The sequence below is a fragment of the Rouxiella aceris genome (assembly GCF_012933545.1).
GTDB lineage: Bacteria > Pseudomonadota > Gammaproteobacteria > Enterobacterales > Enterobacteriaceae > Rouxiella > Rouxiella aceris.
This window is the reverse complement of record NZ_JAADJU010000015.1, coordinates 1-19867: the sequence shown is the minus strand read 5'-3', so window position 1 is coordinate 19867 and position 19867 is coordinate 1. Positions and strand designations below refer to the sequence as shown.

Annotated in this window: 15 protein-coding genes; 3 read left to right on the top strand and 12 right to left on the bottom strand. The window is 51.8% G+C overall.

Annotated features, from left to right (window positions below):
• Positions 1–98: 98 nt before the first annotated feature.
• The 3 genes from GW590_RS21980 to trmJ all read right to left on the bottom strand — a co-directional run bounded on the left by GW590_RS21980 (position 99) and on the right by trmJ (position 2977).
• On the bottom strand, positions 99–1265 hold the full coding sequence (locus GW590_RS21980) for an IscS subfamily cysteine desulfurase (protein ID WP_169405221.1): 1167 nt from the start codon (positions 1263–1265) through the stop codon (positions 99–101).
• Positions 1266–1546: 281 nt separating this feature from the next.
• Positions 1547–2041, bottom strand: coding sequence for a Fe-S cluster assembly transcriptional regulator IscR (iscR, locus tag GW590_RS21975; protein WP_169405220.1), 495 nt, complete (start codon positions 2039–2041; stop codon positions 1547–1549).
• 198 nt (positions 2042–2239) lie between these two features.
• The gene (trmJ, locus tag GW590_RS21970; protein WP_169405219.1) at positions 2240–2977 is read right to left on the bottom strand and encodes a tRNA (cytosine(32)/uridine(32)-2'-O)-methyltransferase TrmJ; all 738 of its coding nucleotides are present in this window, start codon (positions 2975–2977) and stop codon (positions 2240–2242) included.
• Between the two features lie 183 nt (positions 2978–3160).
• Here trmJ and suhB point away from each other — a divergent pair, with 183 nt between their 5' ends.
• The 3 genes from suhB (at position 3161) to csiE (ending at position 7034) form a co-directional block, all read left to right on the top strand.
• Complete coding sequence (gene suhB / locus GW590_RS21965; protein ID WP_169405218.1) at positions 3161–3964, top strand: inositol-1-monophosphatase; 804 nt, start codon at positions 3161–3163, stop codon at positions 3962–3964.
• 1078 nt (positions 3965–5042) lie between these two features.
• Entirely contained in the window at positions 5043–5606 is a 564-nt protein-coding gene (locus GW590_RS21960) for a hypothetical protein (RefSeq protein WP_169405217.1), read from the top strand.
• A gap of 141 nt (positions 5607–5747) precedes the next feature.
• A complete protein-coding gene (csiE, locus tag GW590_RS21955) occupies positions 5748–7034 on the top strand; it encodes a stationary phase inducible protein CsiE (RefSeq protein ID WP_169405216.1) in 1287 nt (428 codons plus the stop codon).
• Here the strand turns inward: csiE and GW590_RS21950 are convergent.
• From GW590_RS21950 to GW590_RS21910, 9 genes are all read right to left on the bottom strand, one after another.
• Positions 7025–8170, bottom strand: a complete 1146-nt coding sequence (locus tag GW590_RS21950) for a 3-phenylpropionate MFS transporter (protein WP_169405215.1) — start codon at positions 8168–8170, stop codon at positions 7025–7027. The genes csiE and GW590_RS21950 overlap by 10 nt on opposite strands.
• Before the next feature lie 291 nt (positions 8171–8461).
• Positions 8462–9715: a serine hydroxymethyltransferase gene (glyA, locus tag GW590_RS21945; RefSeq protein WP_169405214.1), complete on the bottom strand. Its 1254-nt coding sequence runs from the start codon at positions 9713–9715 to the stop codon at positions 8462–8464.
• A 379-nt stretch (positions 9716–10094) separates the two neighbouring features.
• Positions 10095–11495 carry a c-type cytochrome gene (locus GW590_RS21940; protein ID WP_169405213.1) on the bottom strand — a complete coding sequence of 467 codons (1401 nt, stop codon included), beginning with the start codon at positions 11493–11495 and terminating at the stop codon, positions 10095–10097.
• An 11-nt stretch (positions 11496–11506) separates the two neighbouring features.
• The gene (locus tag GW590_RS21935; protein WP_169405212.1) at positions 11507–13108 is read right to left on the bottom strand and encodes a GMC family oxidoreductase; all 1602 of its coding nucleotides are present in this window, start codon (positions 13106–13108) and stop codon (positions 11507–11509) included.
• Between the two features lie 11 nt (positions 13109–13119).
• The gene (locus GW590_RS21930) at positions 13120–13659 is read right to left on the bottom strand and encodes a sorbitol dehydrogenase family protein (protein ID WP_169405211.1); all 540 of its coding nucleotides are present in this window, start codon (positions 13657–13659) and stop codon (positions 13120–13122) included.
• A gap of 450 nt (positions 13660–14109) precedes the next feature.
• The gene (gene glnB / locus GW590_RS21925; protein WP_169405210.1) at positions 14110–14448 is read right to left on the bottom strand and encodes a nitrogen regulatory protein P-II; all 339 of its coding nucleotides are present in this window, start codon (positions 14446–14448) and stop codon (positions 14110–14112) included.
• Positions 14449–14604: 156 nt separating this feature from the next.
• Positions 14605–15945 carry a two-component system response regulator GlrR gene (glrR, locus tag GW590_RS21920; protein ID WP_169405209.1) on the bottom strand — a complete coding sequence of 447 codons (1341 nt, stop codon included), beginning with the start codon at positions 15943–15945 and terminating at the stop codon, positions 14605–14607.
• Positions 15942–16739 carry a two-component system QseEF-associated lipoprotein QseG gene (qseG, locus tag GW590_RS21915; RefSeq protein ID WP_169405208.1) on the bottom strand — a complete coding sequence of 266 codons (798 nt, stop codon included), beginning with the start codon at positions 16737–16739 and terminating at the stop codon, positions 15942–15944. The genes glrR and qseG overlap by 4 nt, the downstream gene beginning before the upstream one ends.
• Positions 16740–16756: 17 nt before the next feature.
• Complete coding sequence (locus GW590_RS21910; RefSeq protein WP_169405207.1) at positions 16757–18193, bottom strand: sensor histidine kinase; 1437 nt, start codon at positions 18191–18193, stop codon at positions 16757–16759.
• Positions 18194–19867 lie beyond the last annotated feature (1674 nt).

Sequence of the window (19867 nt, the reverse complement as noted above, 5' to 3'; positions counted from 1 at the left end):
AATCGTTTTGTTGGTCATAACAATACTCCTGATTATTCTTATACCCTTTATCTTGCAAGTTGCCGTAGGGCACTGCCCGAAATTTAGCGGGTAAATCTTCAATGATTAGCGTGAGAAAGTTCGCGCAGGCGGCTTATAGATTTAGCGATAAGCGAAATACTGTAGTCGATCTCTTCTTCGGTGGTAAAACGCCCCAGTGAAAAACGGATGGAGCTGTGCGCCAGCTCATCGTTGAGTCCCAGCGCCTTCAGTACATAAGAAGGCTCCAGGCTGGCAGAGGTACAGGCCGATCCTGAAGATACCGCCAGATCCTTTAGCGTCATGATTAGCGACTCACCGTCAACATCAGCAAAGCTGACATTGAGGATATTAGGCGCACGCCGGGTTTCACAGCCGTTGAGGAACACATCCTTGATTTGCGCAATCCCCTGCCACAAACGGTCGCGCAGTTGTGCCAACCGGGGAGCTTCATCGGCCATTTCCAGCCTGGCGATACGATAGGCTTCCCCCATACCGACAATCTGATGCACCGGCAGCGTACCGGAACGCATACCGCGCTCGTGGCCCCCACCGTGGATCTGCGCCTCAATGCGCACCCGTGGCTGGCGGCGAACATAAAGCGCGCCTATGCCTTTCGGTCCATAAATCTTATGGGCGGAGAATGACATTAAATCCACCGGCAACTGGCTGAGATCAACCGGGATCTTGCCAACGCTTTGCGTGGCATCGACATGAAAAAGAATACCACGCTCACGGCAAATCGTACCTATTGCTGCAATATCCTGGATCACGCCAATTTCATTATTCACATGCATGACCGACACCAGCACGGTGTCGTCACGCAGGGCATCACGCAACTGTTGCAGATCGAGCAAACCATTGGCCTGCGGATTAAGGTAGGTGATGGTAAAACCTTCACGGGCCAGTTGCTCGCAGGTATCGAGCACGGCTTTATGTTCGGTGGTGCTGGTGACGATATGGCGGCCTTTTTGTTGATTGGCCAGCGCCGCACCTTTAATTGCCAGATTATCCGACTCGGTCGCGCCCGAGGTAAAAATCACTTCGCGCGGATCGGCATTGATTAGCTCGGCAATATTGTTGCGGGCAACATCCACCGCCTCTTCGGCCTGCCAGCCAAAACGGTGGGAACGGGAAGCCGGGTTGCCAAAAGTACCGTCCAGCGTTAAACACTGCATCATCTTTTCGGCTACGCGTGGATCGACCGGCGTAGTGGCCGAATAATCGAGATAAATCGGTAATTTCATGGCGAAGTTGCTCCGTACTGCGCGTTCGAAAGTGAACGTGAAAATGTCATCATTGATGCTAGTTTAAAACGGCTTGGCTACCGGTTAAAAGGTAAATCATGCCATAGGCGGGAGAGAGAGCAGAATAAGCTTATTTGGCGGTAATTTTCGCTGGCAGATAACAAAAAACCGGGCGACAAGTGGGCATTGATCGATAATCAATGCGCTTGTGCAACCCGGTCATTTAACGGCAAAAAGTTTGCCGTGGTGATACTGCCTGCATATCGGTCAAAGAGCCGAGATTACGCGCGCAGATTCACATTGATAGTGTCTTGCAGACGGCCATTTGGCAGACGACGGGTTTCGCCGTTCTGACGATCTGCCACTTCCATCACTTCCTGGCTGTTAACCAACTCGCCGAGGGTGATGTCATTAAGGAAGCCGCTAATGCGCTCGCTCAGATCGCGCCACAGGGTGTGGGTCAGGCAGCGCTCGCCGCCCTGGCAACCTTCTTTGCCCTGACAACGGGTAGCATCAACCGACTCGTCAACCGCAGTGATCACTGAACCAACGGAAATTTCACCGGCATCACGCCCCAACAGATAACCCCCGCCTGGACCGCGTACGCTGGCAACCAGTTCATGCTTGCGCAGACGGGAAAACAGCTGTTCGAGATACGAAAGCGAGATGCCCTGACGTTCAGAGATGTCGGCTAAAGGCACTGGGCCTTCTTGAGAATGCAGTGCTACGTCGAGCATAGCAGTAACAGCATAACGGCCTTTAGATGTCAGTCTCATAACATGATTACCTGTTCGTGAAATTCAAAATATCATTGGGGGACAACATAAAATGAAGTCTGACATTCCATACTAATTTAGTCAACTATTTAACCCAGTAATTTACTCAAGTATTATACATACCCATCCCGGGGCGATAGCTGACCGAAAATCTGGTCGCTAACCCATTGAGCAAGAGTAGACAACGGATAGCTCGACTTAGTGCTTGTCGTTATCGAGTTTATCGACTGAGGTTAAAATACCGCGCAAAATATTTAATTCCTGGGATTCAGGACGGGCACGGGTAAACAAACGACGCAGCTTACTCATCACCTGGCCCGGATGAGCCTGACGAATAAAGCCGATTTTCAGCAGTACCTGTTCAAGGTGCTGATAGAAGCGTTCGAGATCGTCCACCAGAGGATAAGGGGTTTCTTCATAGACCACCGGCGGCTTGGCGGCTTCAAGCTGATTAAGCCACGCAACACGAACCTCGTAGGCAATAATCTGTACTGCCATCGCCAGATTGAGCGAGCTATATTCCGGGTTAGCCGGGATACAGACATGGAAGTTACACTTTTGCAGCTCTTCGTTGGTCAGGCCAACGCGTTCACGACCAAATACCAGCGCAACCGGCGCGGTCAATACCGCTTTGGCGCTGTGTTCACCGCATTCGCGCGGTTCCAGCATTGGCCATGGCAAGGTACGAGAACGGGCACTGGTGCCAATCACCAGGCTGCATCCGGCCAGCGCTTCATCCAGCGTATCAACAATGGTGGCATTGCCAATCACATCACTGGCACCGGCAGACAGCGAAATCGCCTGCGAATCGGGTTTGACCAGCGGATTGACCAGATAGAGGTTGGATAACCCCATGGTTTTCATAGCGCGGGCGGTGGAGCCCATATTCCCGGTATGGGAGGTTTCAACCAGGACAATGCGGATATTGTGTAACATACAAACTCTGAGCGTTGCGGAAAATCACAACAGTTTATCACAAACCGCCGCCCCGTGATGATTTAGCCAATCCTCTGCAAAGGTTATTATGTCAGGCGTCGCCAAAGTGATTGGCGTTTGTCGCAAGTGTTGCTATACTGCGCGCCGTTTCCCGTTCTTTAACATCCTAGTTGGAAGATATCCATGCATCCGATGCTCACCATCGCCGTGCGCGCTGCGCGCAAGGCCGGTAACCTGATTGCCAAAAATTACGAAACTCCAGACGCTGTAGAAGCAACGCAGAAAGGCACCAATGATTTTGTTACTAACGTAGATCGTGATGCAGAGCATATGATTATCGACGTTATTCGCAAGTCATACCCAAAACACACCATTATTAGTGAAGAATGTGGTGAGTTGGTTGGCGAAGATCAAGATGTACAATGGATTATTGACCCACTGGATGGCACCACCAATTTCGTTAAACGTTTCCCTCATTTTGCAGTTTCTATCGCCGTGCGCATCAAAGGCCGCACTGAAGTGGCGGTAGTTTACGATCCTATGCGTAACGAACTGTTCACCGCGACCCGCGGTCAGGGCGCACAGCTTAACGGTTATCGTCTGCGCGGCACCAACGCCAAAGATCTCGACGGCACCATTCTGGCGACCGGTTTCCCATTCAAAGTAAAACAGCACGCCAACAGTTATATCAATGTTGTCGGCAAGTTGTTTACCCAATGTGCCGACTTCCGCCGCACCGGTTCTGCTGCGCTGGATCTGGCCTATGTGGCCGCTGGTCGCGTTGACGGTTTCTTTGAAATCGGTTTGAAACCCTGGGATTTCGCCGGTGGCGAACTGATGGTTCGTGAATCTGGCGGCGTGGTTACTGACTTTGTTGGCGGCCATAACCATTACTCTTCAGGGAATGTCGTTGCCGGTAACCCACGCGTCGTTAAAGGTATTCTGATGACCATGCGGGATGAGTTGAGCGAAGCTCTGAAGCGATAAGAACTGGGTTTTTAATAGCGAATGTGGCTTAAAGTCAATTTTCTTTTTAAAGTCAATTGGCTTTAGAGGAGCTGTTTCGGTTTGGGCTTAAATGGCAATTTTCTTTTTTTAAAGTCAATTGGCTTTAGAGGAGCTGTTTCGGTTTGGCTTAAATGGCAATTTCTCATTTTAAAATCAATTGGCTTTAGAGGAGCTGTTTCGAGTTGGGCTTAAATGGCAATTTCTCATTTTAAAATCAATTGGCTTTAGAGGAGCTGTTTCGGTTTGGCTTAAATGGCAATTTCTCATTTTAAAATCAATTGGCTTTAGAGGAGCTGTTTCGGTTTTATAATAGCGGGGGCAACTTAACCCACTGTACCGAACCGAGTTAAGGAGCGCTGGCCCGCTCCTTAACAATCCTGGGCCTTTTGGTGTCTTTGATTCATCTGCTGCCTATTACCGGCTATGTTTCAGTTACCCCCAGCGTGGCACGAGCCGCGCTGCTCCGCAGTCCCCTTGCTCGGTCGGGAGCCAAAAGCGTCTCCCTCCTCTTCGCGCGGCGCCGTCTCTGAATGTGCCAACTAGCTATGTACGTCGTACCGGTTTGGCTTAAATGGCAATTTTTGGTTTTAACGTCAATTGGCTTTAGAGGAGCTGTTTCGGTTTTATCATTGCAGTGGCTACTTAACCTGCTGTGCCGAACCGAGTTAAGGAGCGCTGGCCCGCTCCTTAACAATCCTGGGCCTTTTGGTGTTGTTGATGCGTCTGCTGCTTATTACCGGCTATGTTTCAGTGACTCCCAGCGTGGCACGAGCCGCGCTGCTGCGCAGTCCCCTTGCTCGGTCGGGAGCCAAAAGCGTCTCCCTCCGCTTCGCGCGGCGCCGTCTCTGAATGTGCCAGTAAGCTATGTAAACCATACCGTTTCAGAAACTACTGTTTTGTCTTTTTGTCTTTCGCCGTTGACCTTTAATGTTGCCGGTTTTGCAGTAAATGTTTCCTGGCCGATTCAAAACCTACGCTGAACGACGTGGAGCGAGACGCTTTTGGCTCGCGACCGAGTGAAGGGACCGCGCAGCGGCGTGGTTTAGGCCACACACCGATGTCACTGGAAAGAACTACAACCGAGGGCACGACACTGTTCAATTTGGACAAGGCGCAGGATTCCAAAGGAGGCGCGCCTTCGCCTCCTTTGGGCGGTCTGGGCCGCCGCCCAGTGAGCGCAGCGAATGCCCTTGAAGTTGAAGTTGACTTTAAAACCAAAAATTGTCATTTAAGCCAATCCCGGTTTTGCTTTAAATGTTTCCTGGCCGATTCAAAACCTACGCTGAACGACGTGGAGCGAGACGCTTTTGGCTCGCGACCGAGTGAAGGGACCGCGAAGCGGCGTGGTTTAGGCCACACTCAGAAGCCACTGGAAAGAACTACAACCGAGGGCACGACACTTATCAATTTGGACAAGGCGCAGGATTCCAAAGGAGGCGCGCCTTCGCCTCCTTTGGGCGGTCTGGGCCGCCGCCCAGTGAGCGCAGCGAATGCCCTTGACCTTGAAGTTGACCTTGACCTTGACCTTGAAGTTGAAGTTGAAGTTGAAGTTGACCTCAACCTTGACCTTGAATTTAAAAGCAAATTTGCAATTAAAAACCCTTCCCTCCTGGCAAATTGACCTCAAAAAAGAAAATTGCCATTTAAGTCAAATCTGTGATCTCAGTTGTAAGCCGGTGTAAAAGCGTGAGCGGTAGCGCGTTGAATAGCCGATGATTTGCTATGCTAAAGGCGATATTAAAAAACTATTATAGAAGGTGATATGAGCCTGGACACCTCCTCCGTGCCTGAGCTCTCCGCTCAACAACGTCGCTGCAACCTATTGTTGATGCTGTATGCGCCGTTACCGGCGGTACAACTGGAGAAAGTCAGCCAGATTAATGGCGTGGACCTGAAGACCACACAGCAAGATGTTGCGCAGCTATCTCTTGATATACAGCGTCTACATCAGCTGGAAATTGTGACGAGCCACGACCATCACTGCCGGTTGCAGGGAGGCTTGCTCAATCAACGGCTGTGCCTGATCCAGTATCTGCGACGAGCTATCCGCAGCAATCCCAATTTTATTCATCAACATTTTACACCACTGTTTACTCGCCATCTTGCTCAAACCGCTGATTTTGACAGCAGCCGCTATGATCGCCAGTTTCCGACGCTGATCACCACGATATCCCGTCAGTTGCACAGAGAGTTCAGCAGCCGCGACGAGCAATTCTTGCATATCTACCTGCAATATTGCCTGTGGCAAAACCTTGAGATCCCTCAACTACAGCTCTCAGACAGCCAACAACAATGGTTGCGCAACAAGCCGGAATTTTCCGCTGCATCGTTGATCTTTAGTCAGCTGCAAAAACTGTTTAGCAAAGGGATTGCCGAGTGCGAACGGGACTTTTTTACTCTGTTGCTGACCTTGATTAAAAATCATAGCTACGACAGTTCTGGCTCGCGGGAAGACCAAAAGTTAATGCATGCTATCCGGGAACTGGTAGCCAGTTTTCAGGAAGTGTCGGGAATGACCTTTAGCAGCGATCGCGGTTTGATCAGCCAACTGTTTGCTCATCTTGGGCCTGCCATCGAACGCTGTCGTTTTGATATTGGCGTCGATAGCCAGTTGCAAGATGAGGTCAACCGCATGTATCCACGCCTGATGCGCACCACGCAAGATGCACTACAGGGTTTTAAGCGCACTTATGATATCGAACTATCGCAGGAAGAAATCGGCCTGGTCGCAGTCAGTTTTGGTGCCTGGTTGATGCAGGGTAACGCCCTCGGCGAGAAACAGATCCTGCTGCTGACCGGCAATAATCCGCAGTTAGAGACAGCGGTGGAACAGCAGATCCGTGAAGCCACCTTGTTGCCGTTAAATATTAAATACCAAACGCTGGAAGCTTTTCATCAACAGGGCGCACCGGGCGGCGTCGCTATGATCGTCACCCCTTACGCCACACAAAGCACCGACGCGGATCCGCTGATTATTCATACCCAATTGCCATTAACCAAAGAGCAGCGCAAAAAAATACGCTCTCTGTTGGAAGCTCATCAGTTTTGAGCCGGCGTCACTTGCGGTCGCAGGAACAGTGCCGGAAGTGCCACCAGCGCCATCACCCAAAACAATCCGCCATGTAGAGTGGCAAACAGATAGCCCGAGACCATGGTCATAACGGCAATACCCCCGCCCATCGCCAGCGCCGAATAAATCGCTTGCAGGCGGATCACCTGATCGCGCGGGCGTGAAGCAATAAAGCGCATTCCTGCCAGATGACAAACGGTAAAACTGCCACAGTGCAGCAGCTGTATCACCAGCAACCAGGGTAAAGCGATAAACTCCCCCATCATAACCCAGCGTACAATGCCGCACACGGCAGAGAGCAGCAGCATATTACGCGCCGACCAGCGGCGAAACAGGCGTTGGCTAAAGGTGAACACCACAATCTCCGCAACGACCCCCAATGACCATAAATAGCCTACGGTGGCTGCCGAATAACCGGCATCCTGCCAGTAAATGGCGCTGAATCCGTAGTAGGCGGCATGGGCTCCCATCATCAACGTGACACAGAGCAAAAAGCGCCAGACCGCCGGTTCGGCCAGCAGCACTCGCCATGGCGTTACAGGTCCACGCGCCTGCCGATCCTGAGCAATGGGTTTTACGCTCGGTTGCAGCAGCATGCCCAATAGCATGGCCACAACCCCGGCGGTCAATGAATAGAGAATGGCATTATGTCCATAGACCGATACCAGCTTGCCGGTCACCGCCGAGCCGATAACAAAGGCAATCGATCCCCAGACCCGCACCTTGCCGTAGTCCATGGCGATCTGCCGCTGTAGCGTCCCCGCCAGGGCATCGGTAAGGGGAACCAGAGGACCGAAAAACAGGCTAAATCCGGCAATATTGATCATCAACCAGGCCCAGCCGTTGCCAAACCAATAGCCGACACTAAACACCAGGGTCAACAACGCCAGTATACGAAGCCCGGTAACCAGATATGCGGGATCTTTAATAGCAGGAGAGATAATCAGCGTGCCGAGAAAACGTGCCACCAGACCGGCACCGAGCAGAAGTCCGATACTTTCCGAGGAGATACCCTCCCCTTTTAGCCAAATACCCCAGAAGGGCAGAAAGATACCGTAACTGTAAAAATAGGTGAAATAGCTAAGCGCCAGCCAATATGTAGAACGCAGTACCATAGTGCCTCCGGATTGAAGCGCTACTTTGACAGAGCTTACCAGAGCCAGCAATCTCAAAATCTGAGAAAAAACCAATAAAAAAACGGTATTGAAAACAATACCGTTTGAGTTTGATGACAAAGTCGTCTTGATGATAGAGATACCCGGGCATAGCACACCTGGGGGCGCTCCGGCGGGCAAGCCCGCTACGACCCCAACGGTGCACTCTCCCTAATAACGGACTTTGTCAGCCGTGTGAAACGGTATTGAAAACAATACCGTTTTTTAAGATCAGCCTATTTCAGTGCGAAATTATGCGTAGACCGGGAAACGGGCGCAGATATCGAGCACTTTTTGTTTTACGCGTTCAATAGTGGCTTCGTCGTTCAGGTTATCCAGAACGTCACAGATCCAGCCAGCCAGTTCACGAACTTCAGCTTCTTTAAAGCCGCGACGGGTTACTGCAGGGGTACCAATACGCACACCTGAAGTGACAAACGGGCTTTTCGGATCGTTTGGCACACTGTTTTTGTTCACCGTGATATTGGCACGACCGAGGGCTGCATCGGCTTCTTTACCGGTCAGACCTTTATCCACCAGATCCAGCAGGAATAGGTGGTTATGAGTACCGCCGGAGACCACTTTGTAACCGCGTTGCAGCACAACATCAACCATTGCTTTGGCGTTGATCGCTACTTGCTGCTGATAAGCTTTGAACTCGGGTTCCATGGCTTCTTTCAGTGCCACGGCTTTACCGGCGATAACGTGCATCAACGGACCACCCTGACCACCCGGGAACACCGCAGAGTTCAGTTTTTTATACAGATCTTCGTCACCGCCTTTCGCCAAAATCAGGCCGCCGCGAGGACCGGCCAGAGTTTTGTGCGTGGTAGTGGTCACGATATGGGCATGAGGAACCGGGTTCGGATAGACGCCAGCGGCAATCAGACCGGCAACGTGGGCCATATCCACAAAGAACCAGGCATCGATGCTGTCGGCAATTTCACGCATTTTTGCCCAGTCAACAATACCGGAGAACGCGGAGAAACCGCCGATGATCATTTTTGGTTTATGCAATTGGGCCTGACGCGCCAGATCTTCATAATCGATATTGCCGCTTTCGTCGATACCGTAAGGCACCACGTTATACAGTTTACCCGACAGGTTAACCGGAGAACCGTGGGTCAGGTGACCGCCGTGGGCCAGGTTCATACCCAGAATGGTATCGCCCGGTTGCAGCAGTGCGGTATAGACCGCAAAGTTGGCCTGTGAGCCAGAGTGCGGTTGAACGTTGGCATAATCGGCACCGAACAGCTCTTTGGCACGATCGATTGCCAGTTGTTCAACGATATCAACGAATTCACAGCCGCCGTAGTAACGCTTGCCAGGGTAACCTTCGGCATATTTGTTAGTCAGCTGAGAACCTTGAGCCTGCATCACGCGTGGGCTGGTGTAGTTTTCTGACGCAATCAGCTCGATGTGCTCTTCCTGACGTACGACTTCCTGCTGCATTGCATGCCACAGTTCGGCATCATAATCGGCAATGTTCATTTCACGCTTTAACATCTGCATCTCCTGACTCAACAAACTTAAATAAACGCCCCTAACGGGTTCTGGCGCACAGTGTAAACTGTTTCCCCCCGGTTGGGATAGCCTCAGTATCAGCTTTTTAAGCAAACGATTGGCTATAGACGGCACAAGGCTTTGATCCGTTAAATACAATCGGCATTCAAGCGAGTTTTCTTCACATTCATATGTGAAATCTTCAGCTTTGTGAGATATCCCGCAAGCGGACTGCAAGAGGGTGACAGACGATGGCAGGTATGGCGAGGCGAAAAAGGACAGCGCATCCAGGGTCGAGATAAGCCGATCTGCAATATCAGGCGGTGTATGGCTACACCGCCTGGCCAGCGACAGAAAACTGCCGCCGGAAAGAATAACTGCCCTATTGCCGACGTTTTCTCCGCGAGAAGAAGAAAGCAATCAGTACCACCACCACCGCACCAATAGCCGTTGCATATTGGGCGATGGCCAGTAGCGGAGAAGCTTTACCTCCTGCACGCAACTCTTTTACCCGCTGTTCGCTAACCTGGACTTGCGGGTTGCCAAACTGCTGCAATAGCTGATTACTTAACACCGCGACCTGATGGTCCGACAACAAGTGACCAAAGGCTGGCATCGCCACATCCTTCACTTCTGGCCCGCGCTGCACACCGTTAAGGATAGCCATGACCAGATTGTCGGCATTTTCATGGCCCAATGCGGTGTTATGCAGCAGCGAAGGCAAGCCACCGTCGGGACTGCCCTGGCCGCTTGGCTGATGGCAACTGGCGCAATAGCCATCATACACCTGCCAGCCGGTCATGCTGTCAGCCTGGGCGGGACGCGCCACACCACGCAGTTGTGCCAGATAAGTCGCCGGTTGTCCCCAGCTATCGGCGGACTGTGCCTGACCGGGGCTACTCTGCGGCGCAGTCTGTTTTAACCAGGCAGCAATCGCCTGTAAATCACTGTCGCTCAGATGGCTGAGGCTATGATCGATAGCTTCGGCCATCGGCCCGGCCGCCTGCGCTTTCCCAGCAGCATGACCGCTCTTCAGATAATCGACAATCTCGCTATCGCTCCAGCTACCAATGCCCGCTACCGCATCGGAGGTGATATTTGGCGCGTACCAGGTACCCAGACTACTGCCAGCCAATGCCTGGCTCCCCTGCTCTGCCATCAGGGCATTACGCGGCGTATGGCAGGTGCTGCAGTGTTCCAGTGCCTCGGCCAGATAAGCCCCGCGATTGATCTGCTGACTTTTGCCCGCATCGGCGACAAAGCGCTGGTTATCAAGAAACAGCAAATTCCAGCCAGCCATCGACAGTCGCACATTAAAAGGGAAAGGCAGCGCAGTTTTCGTAGCGGCGCTATCCACCGGCGCAACACCCTGCATAAAATAGGCGTACAACGCCTGCATATCTTCGTCACTGATCTTGGCGTAAGAAGTATAAGGCATCGCCGGATAGAGATTGGCACCGTCAGCACGTACCCCGCCGCGCACTGCTCTGGCAAACTGCTCAAAGCTGTAGTTGCCAATGCCGTGGCTTTTCGATGGGGTGATATTGCTTGAGTAGATGGTCCCCAGCGGCGTTGCCAACCCCAGACCACCGGCAAAGGGCTGACCACCGGCTACCGAATGGCAAGCCACGCAGTCACCGGCAGTGGCAATATACTCCCCTTTTTTAATCAACTGTTGCTGATCGGCGCTTAATGATGCCTGTGCCGCGACGCTGCCAAATCCCAGCAATAACGCCAGCAATGTCGCTACCTGCTGACCAGGCTTAATCTTTTTAAATATCATGATGATCAGTCCTATAGCGCAGTTTTCGCGAGATGATCGGCGGTACGCAACCCTAAAGCCACGGCGGTAAGCGTGGAGTTAACGGTAGCGGAAGTCGGCATCACGCCGGTGCTGGCAATAAACAGATTTTCGTGATCGTGGCAGCGGCCAAAGGCGTCGACCACCGAATCATGAGGATCGTTGCCCATACTCATGGTGCCGGTTATATGCTGGTTGTTGCCATAAATGCCGGGCTTGCTAAAGCGCAGATTGCTGCCGCCCATTAATTTGGCAATCTTGGTGTACTCTTCCACCGCCCGCGCCATGCCTTTATGTACATAGTCACTCATATGGTAAATCACGCCCGGAGTGGGAATACCCAGCGCATCTTTACGGTCGCTTAATACCACGCGGTTTTCAGGATCGGGCAGCAACTCCATAACATTTTTCAAACTCATCTGATGGGCGGCGCGATAGTTGATTTGTTTATCCAAATCAATACCGTAAACCCCTTCCGCCAGCAAGGCACTGGTGGCCGACAACACCTGAGAGGCGTTGGAGATATCGATACGGAAAGAGGCATAGTCTGAGCGGAAGGCACCATCGCGCAGGCTATTGATCGATCCCGGGCTCATGGGACCACGCCCCGGCCACAGCGGCTCGTCGCAATCAAAGGTCAGAGAGTTGCTGGGGTGATCCATTAGATTGCGACCGACCGTACCTGAGCTGTTGGCCAGCCCCTGTGGATATTTGTCGCTGGCTGATAACAGTAACAATTTCGGGCTTTCAATGCCGTTGGCGGCCAGCACAAAGTTCTTCGCCGTGACTTTATGCGTGCCTTTGTCGGGATCGTAATAATGCGCAGCGACAATGCGCCCTTTCTCATCGTGCTCAAGGCGATAGACCACGGCATTGGCAATCAGTTTTGCCCCTGCGTCTTCGGCGGCCTGAGCGGCGATGCCGCCATGATACTGCGCGTCAATCGGGCAGATAGGCATGCAGTTATTGTTGCCGCAGCAGGCAGGACGACCATCATAATTGCGGCTATTGCGCGCGGTGGTATTGACAATCACCTCATAGCCGCCCGGTGCCAGACGCTCGCGAAAACGCTGTTGCAACCAGGACTCGGCCACCGGCTCCATGGGGAAAGGCTGACTGCGTGGAGAGCCGTTGTTGGGCGCACCCGAGACCCCCATTTTCACTTCGGCCTCGTAATAAAACGGCTCTAGCTCATCATAAGATATCGGCCAGTCGCGACCGACACCGTACAGGGTATGGATTTTCATATCATTAGGTAATACCCGCCACGCCTGCGCCGCCCAGTGCCAGGTGGTACCGCCGACCATGCGAATATATTCAGCGGCATAGGGATAGGGGCCCATCTGCACCAGATAATCGTTACTTTGCGGTTTATACACCGGGTGCGGCGACCATGGCGAAAAAGGATAAGGCGACATAAAGTCATTTTTGCGCGGCGAATTACGGAAATTTTCGGTGATGGCACCGCGATCAAAACGCGGCCCGGATTCGAGAATAATCACCGAAATCCCCTGTTTGGCCAGACGGTGAGCCACCAAAGAGCCAACGATCCCCGAGCCGATCACCACAACGTCGGCAGAATAGTTATCAGTCATGTTTTTTGCCTTTATGCAGGTTTTTTAGCCCAGGTACCATAGGCACCGTAAGCGTAGCTGGGAGGGTTTAAGTGATCGCTCACGCTGATATTCATTAACGCCTGCTCATAGGCGATGCAGATAGCTTGCGCGCCCTCACCCACCACGCCGATATACCAGGCTTGTAAAATACTGCGCGGAAGTTTGCTTAATGCCGGTTGTTCAACATCGAGAACTTTTTGCAGGTCGCTGGCGGCCAGGCTGCGACTGGAGATAAAGCTCTGCAGCGCCTGAACCTGAGCGGTGAAATCGGGGTACAGACGCAATAGCGCCTGGTAATAACGCTCGGATAGCGTGGCATCCAGCTGCATATGGCCAGTCAAATAACGGGAGATCGACTGAAAATCGTTTTTGGCCTGCGGCAATCCGGCAACAGGTGCCGCATAAGCCGGATTGAGCAGCATTTTATTGATTAACGGCACGGATAGGACGGCAAGGGCGCCGCCTAAAAACAGGCGTCGGGATATTCGCGAAGGCGGTTGTCCCTGCGCAAGGAGCTCATTGTCTGACATTACTAAAGCCTTCTCACTGTTATGCGAAAAAAAGCGGCAGTCGTTCCTTCCCAATCGGGAGGTCGCTGTCATTTAATAACACCCTGGAATAGTTGTTATGGGTGAAAACCACATATAGGACAGAAACTAAGATTGGTATAACAAGAAAATGTGATATTACTCTCATTCTTAGTCAATAGTCATATAAAAAACCCATTTTATTTACATAAAACAAACATAAAGCACGGAAAATTCATCAAAAACAGCGCCTAAATTTATTCATCAAATTCCAAAATAAATTTTATTATTGTTTATCAATGAGCTGGGATAATAGCCCTAATTATAAGCGGTATAATAAATTGAGCAAAAAATGGACAGGTGTCGCAGCTGGGCAGAGAGGGGGTAATCAATAAATCTGAGGGAAAGGCGCAGGGGAAACGTCGGGCCGGAGAGATCCAGCCCGTCAAAGCGTTAGATCGCTTCTTCGTCTTGTTCACCGGTACGAATACGCACCACACGAGACACGTCAAAGACGAAAATTTTACCATCGCCAATTTTGCCGGTCTGCGCCGTGGTCATAATGGTTTCAACGCAGGTATCCACGATATCGTCAGCCACCACGATTTCGATCTTCACTTTAGGCAGAAAATCCACCATATACTCTGCGCCACGGTAAAGCTCGGTGTGCCCTTTCTGACGACCAAAGCCTTTGACTTCGGTGACCGTCATCCCGGTAATGCCCACTTCGGCCAAGGCTTCACGTACATCATCTAGCTTGAAAGGTTTAATAATCGCATCAATTTTCTTCATGGCATGCCCTTTTTTTATCCGTTTGCCGCTGCTTTTGCCAGGCAGCAGCAAGATTGTATGCTTAGCTTTTGGGTGCCAAAGGCACACGCAGGCGCTTAAGGTATCATATCCCCGCGATCCTTCAAGGCGGCGAGGAAATATCCGATTTCTAAATATTTATGACGCTTTAAAATCGTTGGCTTCCAGTTCATGGCGTGAAAGCAGTTTGTAGAACTCGGTACGGTTACGTCCGGCGATCCTCGCCGCCTGCGTGACGTTGCCATGAGTGATCTGTAAAAGCTTGCGCAGATAGTGCAATTCAAAGGTGTTTCGGGCTTCAACAAAGGTTGGCAGCGCCGTATTTTCCCCTTCCAGCGCCTGTTCAACCAGCGCTTCGCTGATGACTGGCGCAGAAGTTAAGGCCACACACTGCTCGATAACGTTCACCAACTGGCGAACATTGCCAGGCCAGCTGGCGGCCATTAAACGCCGCATGGCATCGGTCGAAAAACTGCGTACAAAAGGTTTATGACGCCCTGCCGCTTCGCGTAACAGATGATTGGCCAGCAAAGGAATATCTTCTGCCCGCTCATTTAACGCCGGCAGTTTAAGGTTGACCACATTAAGACGATAGAACAGATCTTCGCGGAACTCGCCTTTTTCCATCGCTTTCGGCAAATCACGGTGCGTCGCGGAAATAATGCGTACATTGACATCAATATCATAGTTGCTGCCCAGCGGACGCACTTTACGCTCCTGCAAAACGCGCAGCAGCTTGACCTGTAACGACAGCGGCATATCGCCGATTTCATCCAGAAACAGTGTGCCGCCATCCGCCGCCTGAAACAGTCCTTCGCGACTGCTGACCGCACCGGTAAAGGCCCCTTTGGCATGACCAAAGAGTTCGGATTCCAGCAATTGCTCCGGCAAGGCGCCGCAGTTAATGGCGATAAAGGCATTTTTGCCGCGCGGACTGGTGCGGTGGATGGCCTGCGCCAGCACCTCTTTACCGGTACCGCTCTGCCCCTGGATCAACAGGCTGACATCCGACTGCGCCACCATTTTGGCTTGCTCGAGCAGGCGCAGCATCAACGGGCTGCGGGTGACAATATGTTCGCGCCAGCTCTCGTCGCCGGCAGGGATGGACAGCGCCAGCGCTTCGTCAATGGCCTTATACAGGGCATCGCGATCAACAGGTTTGGTCAAAAAACCAAACACGCCCTGCTGAGTAGCTGCCACCGCGTCGGGGATCGAGCCATGTGCGGTAAGAATAATTACCGGCATACCAGGCTGAAACTTCTGGATCTCGGCAAATAGCGCCATGCCATCCATTTCATCCATGCGCAAGTCGCTGAGCACCAAATCGATACGTTCACGACGTAACAGCTTCAGCGCTTCTTCGCCACTTGCCGCGGTAGTGACCTGAAAACCTTCGCTTACCAGACGCATGCCCAGCAGTTTTAACAGACTGGGATCGTCGTCAACCAGCAATAAACTGGCATTTCTTCGTACGGTCATTTATCTCCCGTCGCTTTTGATTGTGTTGCTTTTGCGGGCACATAGGTGTCGGTGGCAGTATCATTTTTGCTGCGACCACTGCCGGCTGGCGCACTGTCGTTATCGGGCAACTCCCCCTGCAATTGCTTGCGCGAAGAGAGCTGACGCTCGATATCAGTCAAATTTTCCAGTTTGCGGCGGGTATCCAGCAGACTGGCTTGCAATACCTTCTGTGCGTTGCTCATCTCTTCAAACCGGGCCTGATCGGCGAGTTGCTGGCGCGCATTACGCGCTTTTTCGTCCTCAAAGGCCACCAGCAATGACTGATGCTCCCGCCAGAGTTCCAGCAAAGGACGGATGGCTCCCGGGATCTGGCTGCGATAACCGTTCACTTTGTCCAGCAGCACCCGACGTTGTGCGATATCGGCATCGGAACTTGCCTCTAAAATGCTTTGCTTGAAATTGTTTGCCCAGCCTGCGGAGGTGAGCTGGCCGATCTGATAATGCGCCTGGGCCGCACTCATGCGATCGGCACAGTCCATCGCCCGCAGCCAGTAAAGCCCATTACTCATGGTATTACTGTCATCGAGCATCCACAGCGTTTCACAGGGTGCCATGCGAAAATCCACCACTTTGCTCTGGGGGATCACATCTTCCACTGGCTGATAAAAGCGATCGCTGCTGTTGTGCATACAACCGGATAGCAGTACCGGCGTTAACAGCACTGCCGGGCGCAGGCACCGGACCAGCAGGCGTTTTGCCCGCCGCCATTGCGCTTTCAAGTAGCCAATGCGGCAAAAAAATCGTTTATGCATGGTTCAATTATACTCGGCTATAGGTTTCCGGCGGCTGATGGCAACGCAATGCGAAAACAGACGTCAGCATAGTCGACTTCCACCAAATTCAGTTCACCCTGCATACGTGTTATACAGTCTCTGGCAATGCTTAACCCTAATCCGCTACCTTTCACTGCGCCTTTACGCAGTTGGCTGCCCTGAAAAAAGGGTTCAAATATCATCGCTCGTTCAGCGTCGGGGATCGGCGTGCCGGTATTTGCCACATCAATCATGATACATGGGCCATCTTGCCAGCTGCGCAGCCAAATGTTACCGGATTCAGCGCCATAGTGCACCGCATTGGAGTAGAGATTATCCAATACGCGCATCAATAAAATAGATTCTGCCCAGCATTCTGTCGCATCGGTGTGGATCTCGGTATTTATCCCCTTGCTTCGTGCGGTCAGACTATGAGCTGCCGCCACGCTTTGCAGGAGTTCCGGCAGATTGACCCGCTCTTTATCAGTGACCACATCGGCCAGTCGACGATTGTAATCCAGCAACTGTTCAATCAGCGTTTGCAGATGACGGCTGCTGCTATTAAGAATGGTTACCACCTCTTTCTGGTCGAGAGTCAAGGGACCGGCGACTTCATCGCGCAAGAGTTCGGTTCCCTCGCGCATGCTGGCCAGCGGTGTTTTTAGCTCATGAGAAATATGCCGCAAAAACTCATGGCGTTGTGACTCAAACCAGGCCAGACGTTCACTCAGCCAGATAATACGCTTGGCCAGCGCGCGTATTTCTCTCGGGCCGCGAAATTTAGCGGCACTGCCAGGCGCTCGTCCTTCCCCCAGCCGGTTAATCATACGTTCGACGCCCTTCACCGGTCCGATAATCATACGGGTAAACAGCACCACCAACATGCCGCTGAGCAGAAACAGCACCAGCGCCTGCCAGCCAAAAAATTTGCCGCGAGAAGCAATAGCGTGTTGCAGTTGCTGACCACGCGAATAAATCACCTCACGGGTGGCGTGTACCATTTCGGCATTGGAACGCGAGAACTGCTCCAGTCGCATCGAGGCATCGGCCTCTGGGGCATTATTTTGACATTTAAATTCCGCAAGCTGAGTCAACAGATCGCGCAAATTTTGATAATAGCGAACATCAGGAAGAACGGAGGCATGGGCATCCAGCATCTGTGAATACTGGCGACGTTGATTCTGGTACAAGGTGGAAAGCGAGGCATCGCCAAGGACGCAATATTGCCGATAGCTGCGCTCCATTTCGAGAGCAATACTGGTCATCGCCTCACTACGTCGCGCATCAACAATGGTGGTGCGATTGATTTCGGCCGCCTGCTTGCTCAGATGATTCAGACTCTCATAGGCCTGATACGCCAAAATCAGCAACGGCAGCAATACCAGCAGAAAGGCCATTAACACCAGCTGTCGAAGCGAGCCAGGGAATAAACGCCATTTTTTCAAGGAAATCATCTCACGGTTAATCAAGTAGCAGATACCGAGCCTGGCTTATGGCCACAGCGGTAACAGGTCGATTTATCGCACCCAGACTAGCTGAGACGAGGAAAAACGGCCAGTAATGGCTGATAATGCGCAAGAAAATAGTGTCGCAGGTAGCCGCAACTTGCAGAAGGATAAGGATAAAGCTGAGGGAGTTAATGAATCGCCCCGCAGACCTCCCCCAGGGGAGAGTCTGCCGGACTGAAGAGGTGGTGCCTCACTCAACGTGTCGTTCGATGCTTGATAAGATTGCCGAAGCAACGATATCGGTCTGGTGAACGATAGGCACCTTTTCTGTGGCGTCATTCGGATGTTATGAGCGCAAATAACGGACAAGCCGCCAAGGCATTTATAACTGATTGAATGAGCAACTGACAAGAATATAGCAGGAAACATGCCAACTTAAAAAGTTTTATTACAATTCATTGTTATTATTATGAAATAAAGTTTTTAGATTGAAAAATGCTCTTCTTGCAGGCTAAAGATTCGTTTAAAAACCCGACGCACCGTCGTCAAAAAGAGACGCTCAAGTCATTTAAAATAAATTAATATATTTATCATAAGGTTAAATGTCGTTAATTAGAGACGGTTAACGTTCATGCTGTCGCTTATTACCGACAGCCTGTTCTGCGCTGCCGGTGACCCTGATTATTGACTATGAGAAGTTGGGCTTAAATGGCAATTTTCTTTTTAAAGTCAATGGGCTATGAGGAGTTTTTTCGGTTTTATAATTGCGGTGGCCACTTAACCTGCTGTGCCGAACCGAGTTAAGGAGCGCTGGCCCGCTCCTTAACAATCCTGGGCCTTTTGGTGTTGTTGATTCGTCTGCTGCCTATTACCGGCTATGTTTCAGTGACTCCCAGCGTGGCACGAGCCGCGCTGCTCCGCAGTCCCCTTGCTCGGTCGGGAGCCAAAAACGTCTACCTCCGCTTCGCGCGGCGCCGTCTCTGAATGTGCCAACTAGCTATGTAAACAGTGCCGGTTTGGCTTAAATGGCAATTTTTTGGTTTTAAAAAGGCAATGGGCTATGAGGAGCTGTTTCGGGTTTTAGCTTAAATGGCAATTTTTTATTTTAAAATCAATTGGCTTTAGAGGAGCTGTTTCGGTTTTATAATTGCAATGGCCACTTAACCCGCGGTGCCGAACCGAGTTAAGGAGCGCTGGCCCGCTCCTTAACAATCCTGGGCCTTTTGGTGTCTTTGATGCGTCTGCTGCCTATTACCGGCTATGTTTCAGTCACTCCCAGCGTGGCACGAGCCGCGCTGCTCCGCAGTCCCCTTGCTCGGTCGGGAGCCAAAAGCGTCTCCCTCCTCTTCGCGCGGCGCCGTCTCTGAATGTGCCAGTCAACTATGTAAACAGTGCCGGTTTGGCTTAAATGACAATTTTTGTCTTAAAAGACCATTAGCTTTAGAGAAATTGTTTCGGTTTTATAATTGCGGGGGCAGCTTAACCCGCTGTGCCGAACCGAGTTAAGGAGCGCTGGCCCGCTCCTTAACAATCCTGGGCCTTTTGGTGTCTTTGATGCGTCTGCTGCCTATTACCGGCTATGTTTCAGTGACTCCCAGCGTGGCACGAGCCGCGCTGCTGCGCAGTCCCCTTGCTCGGTCGGGAGCCAAAAACGTCTCCCTCCTCTTCGCGCGGCGCCGT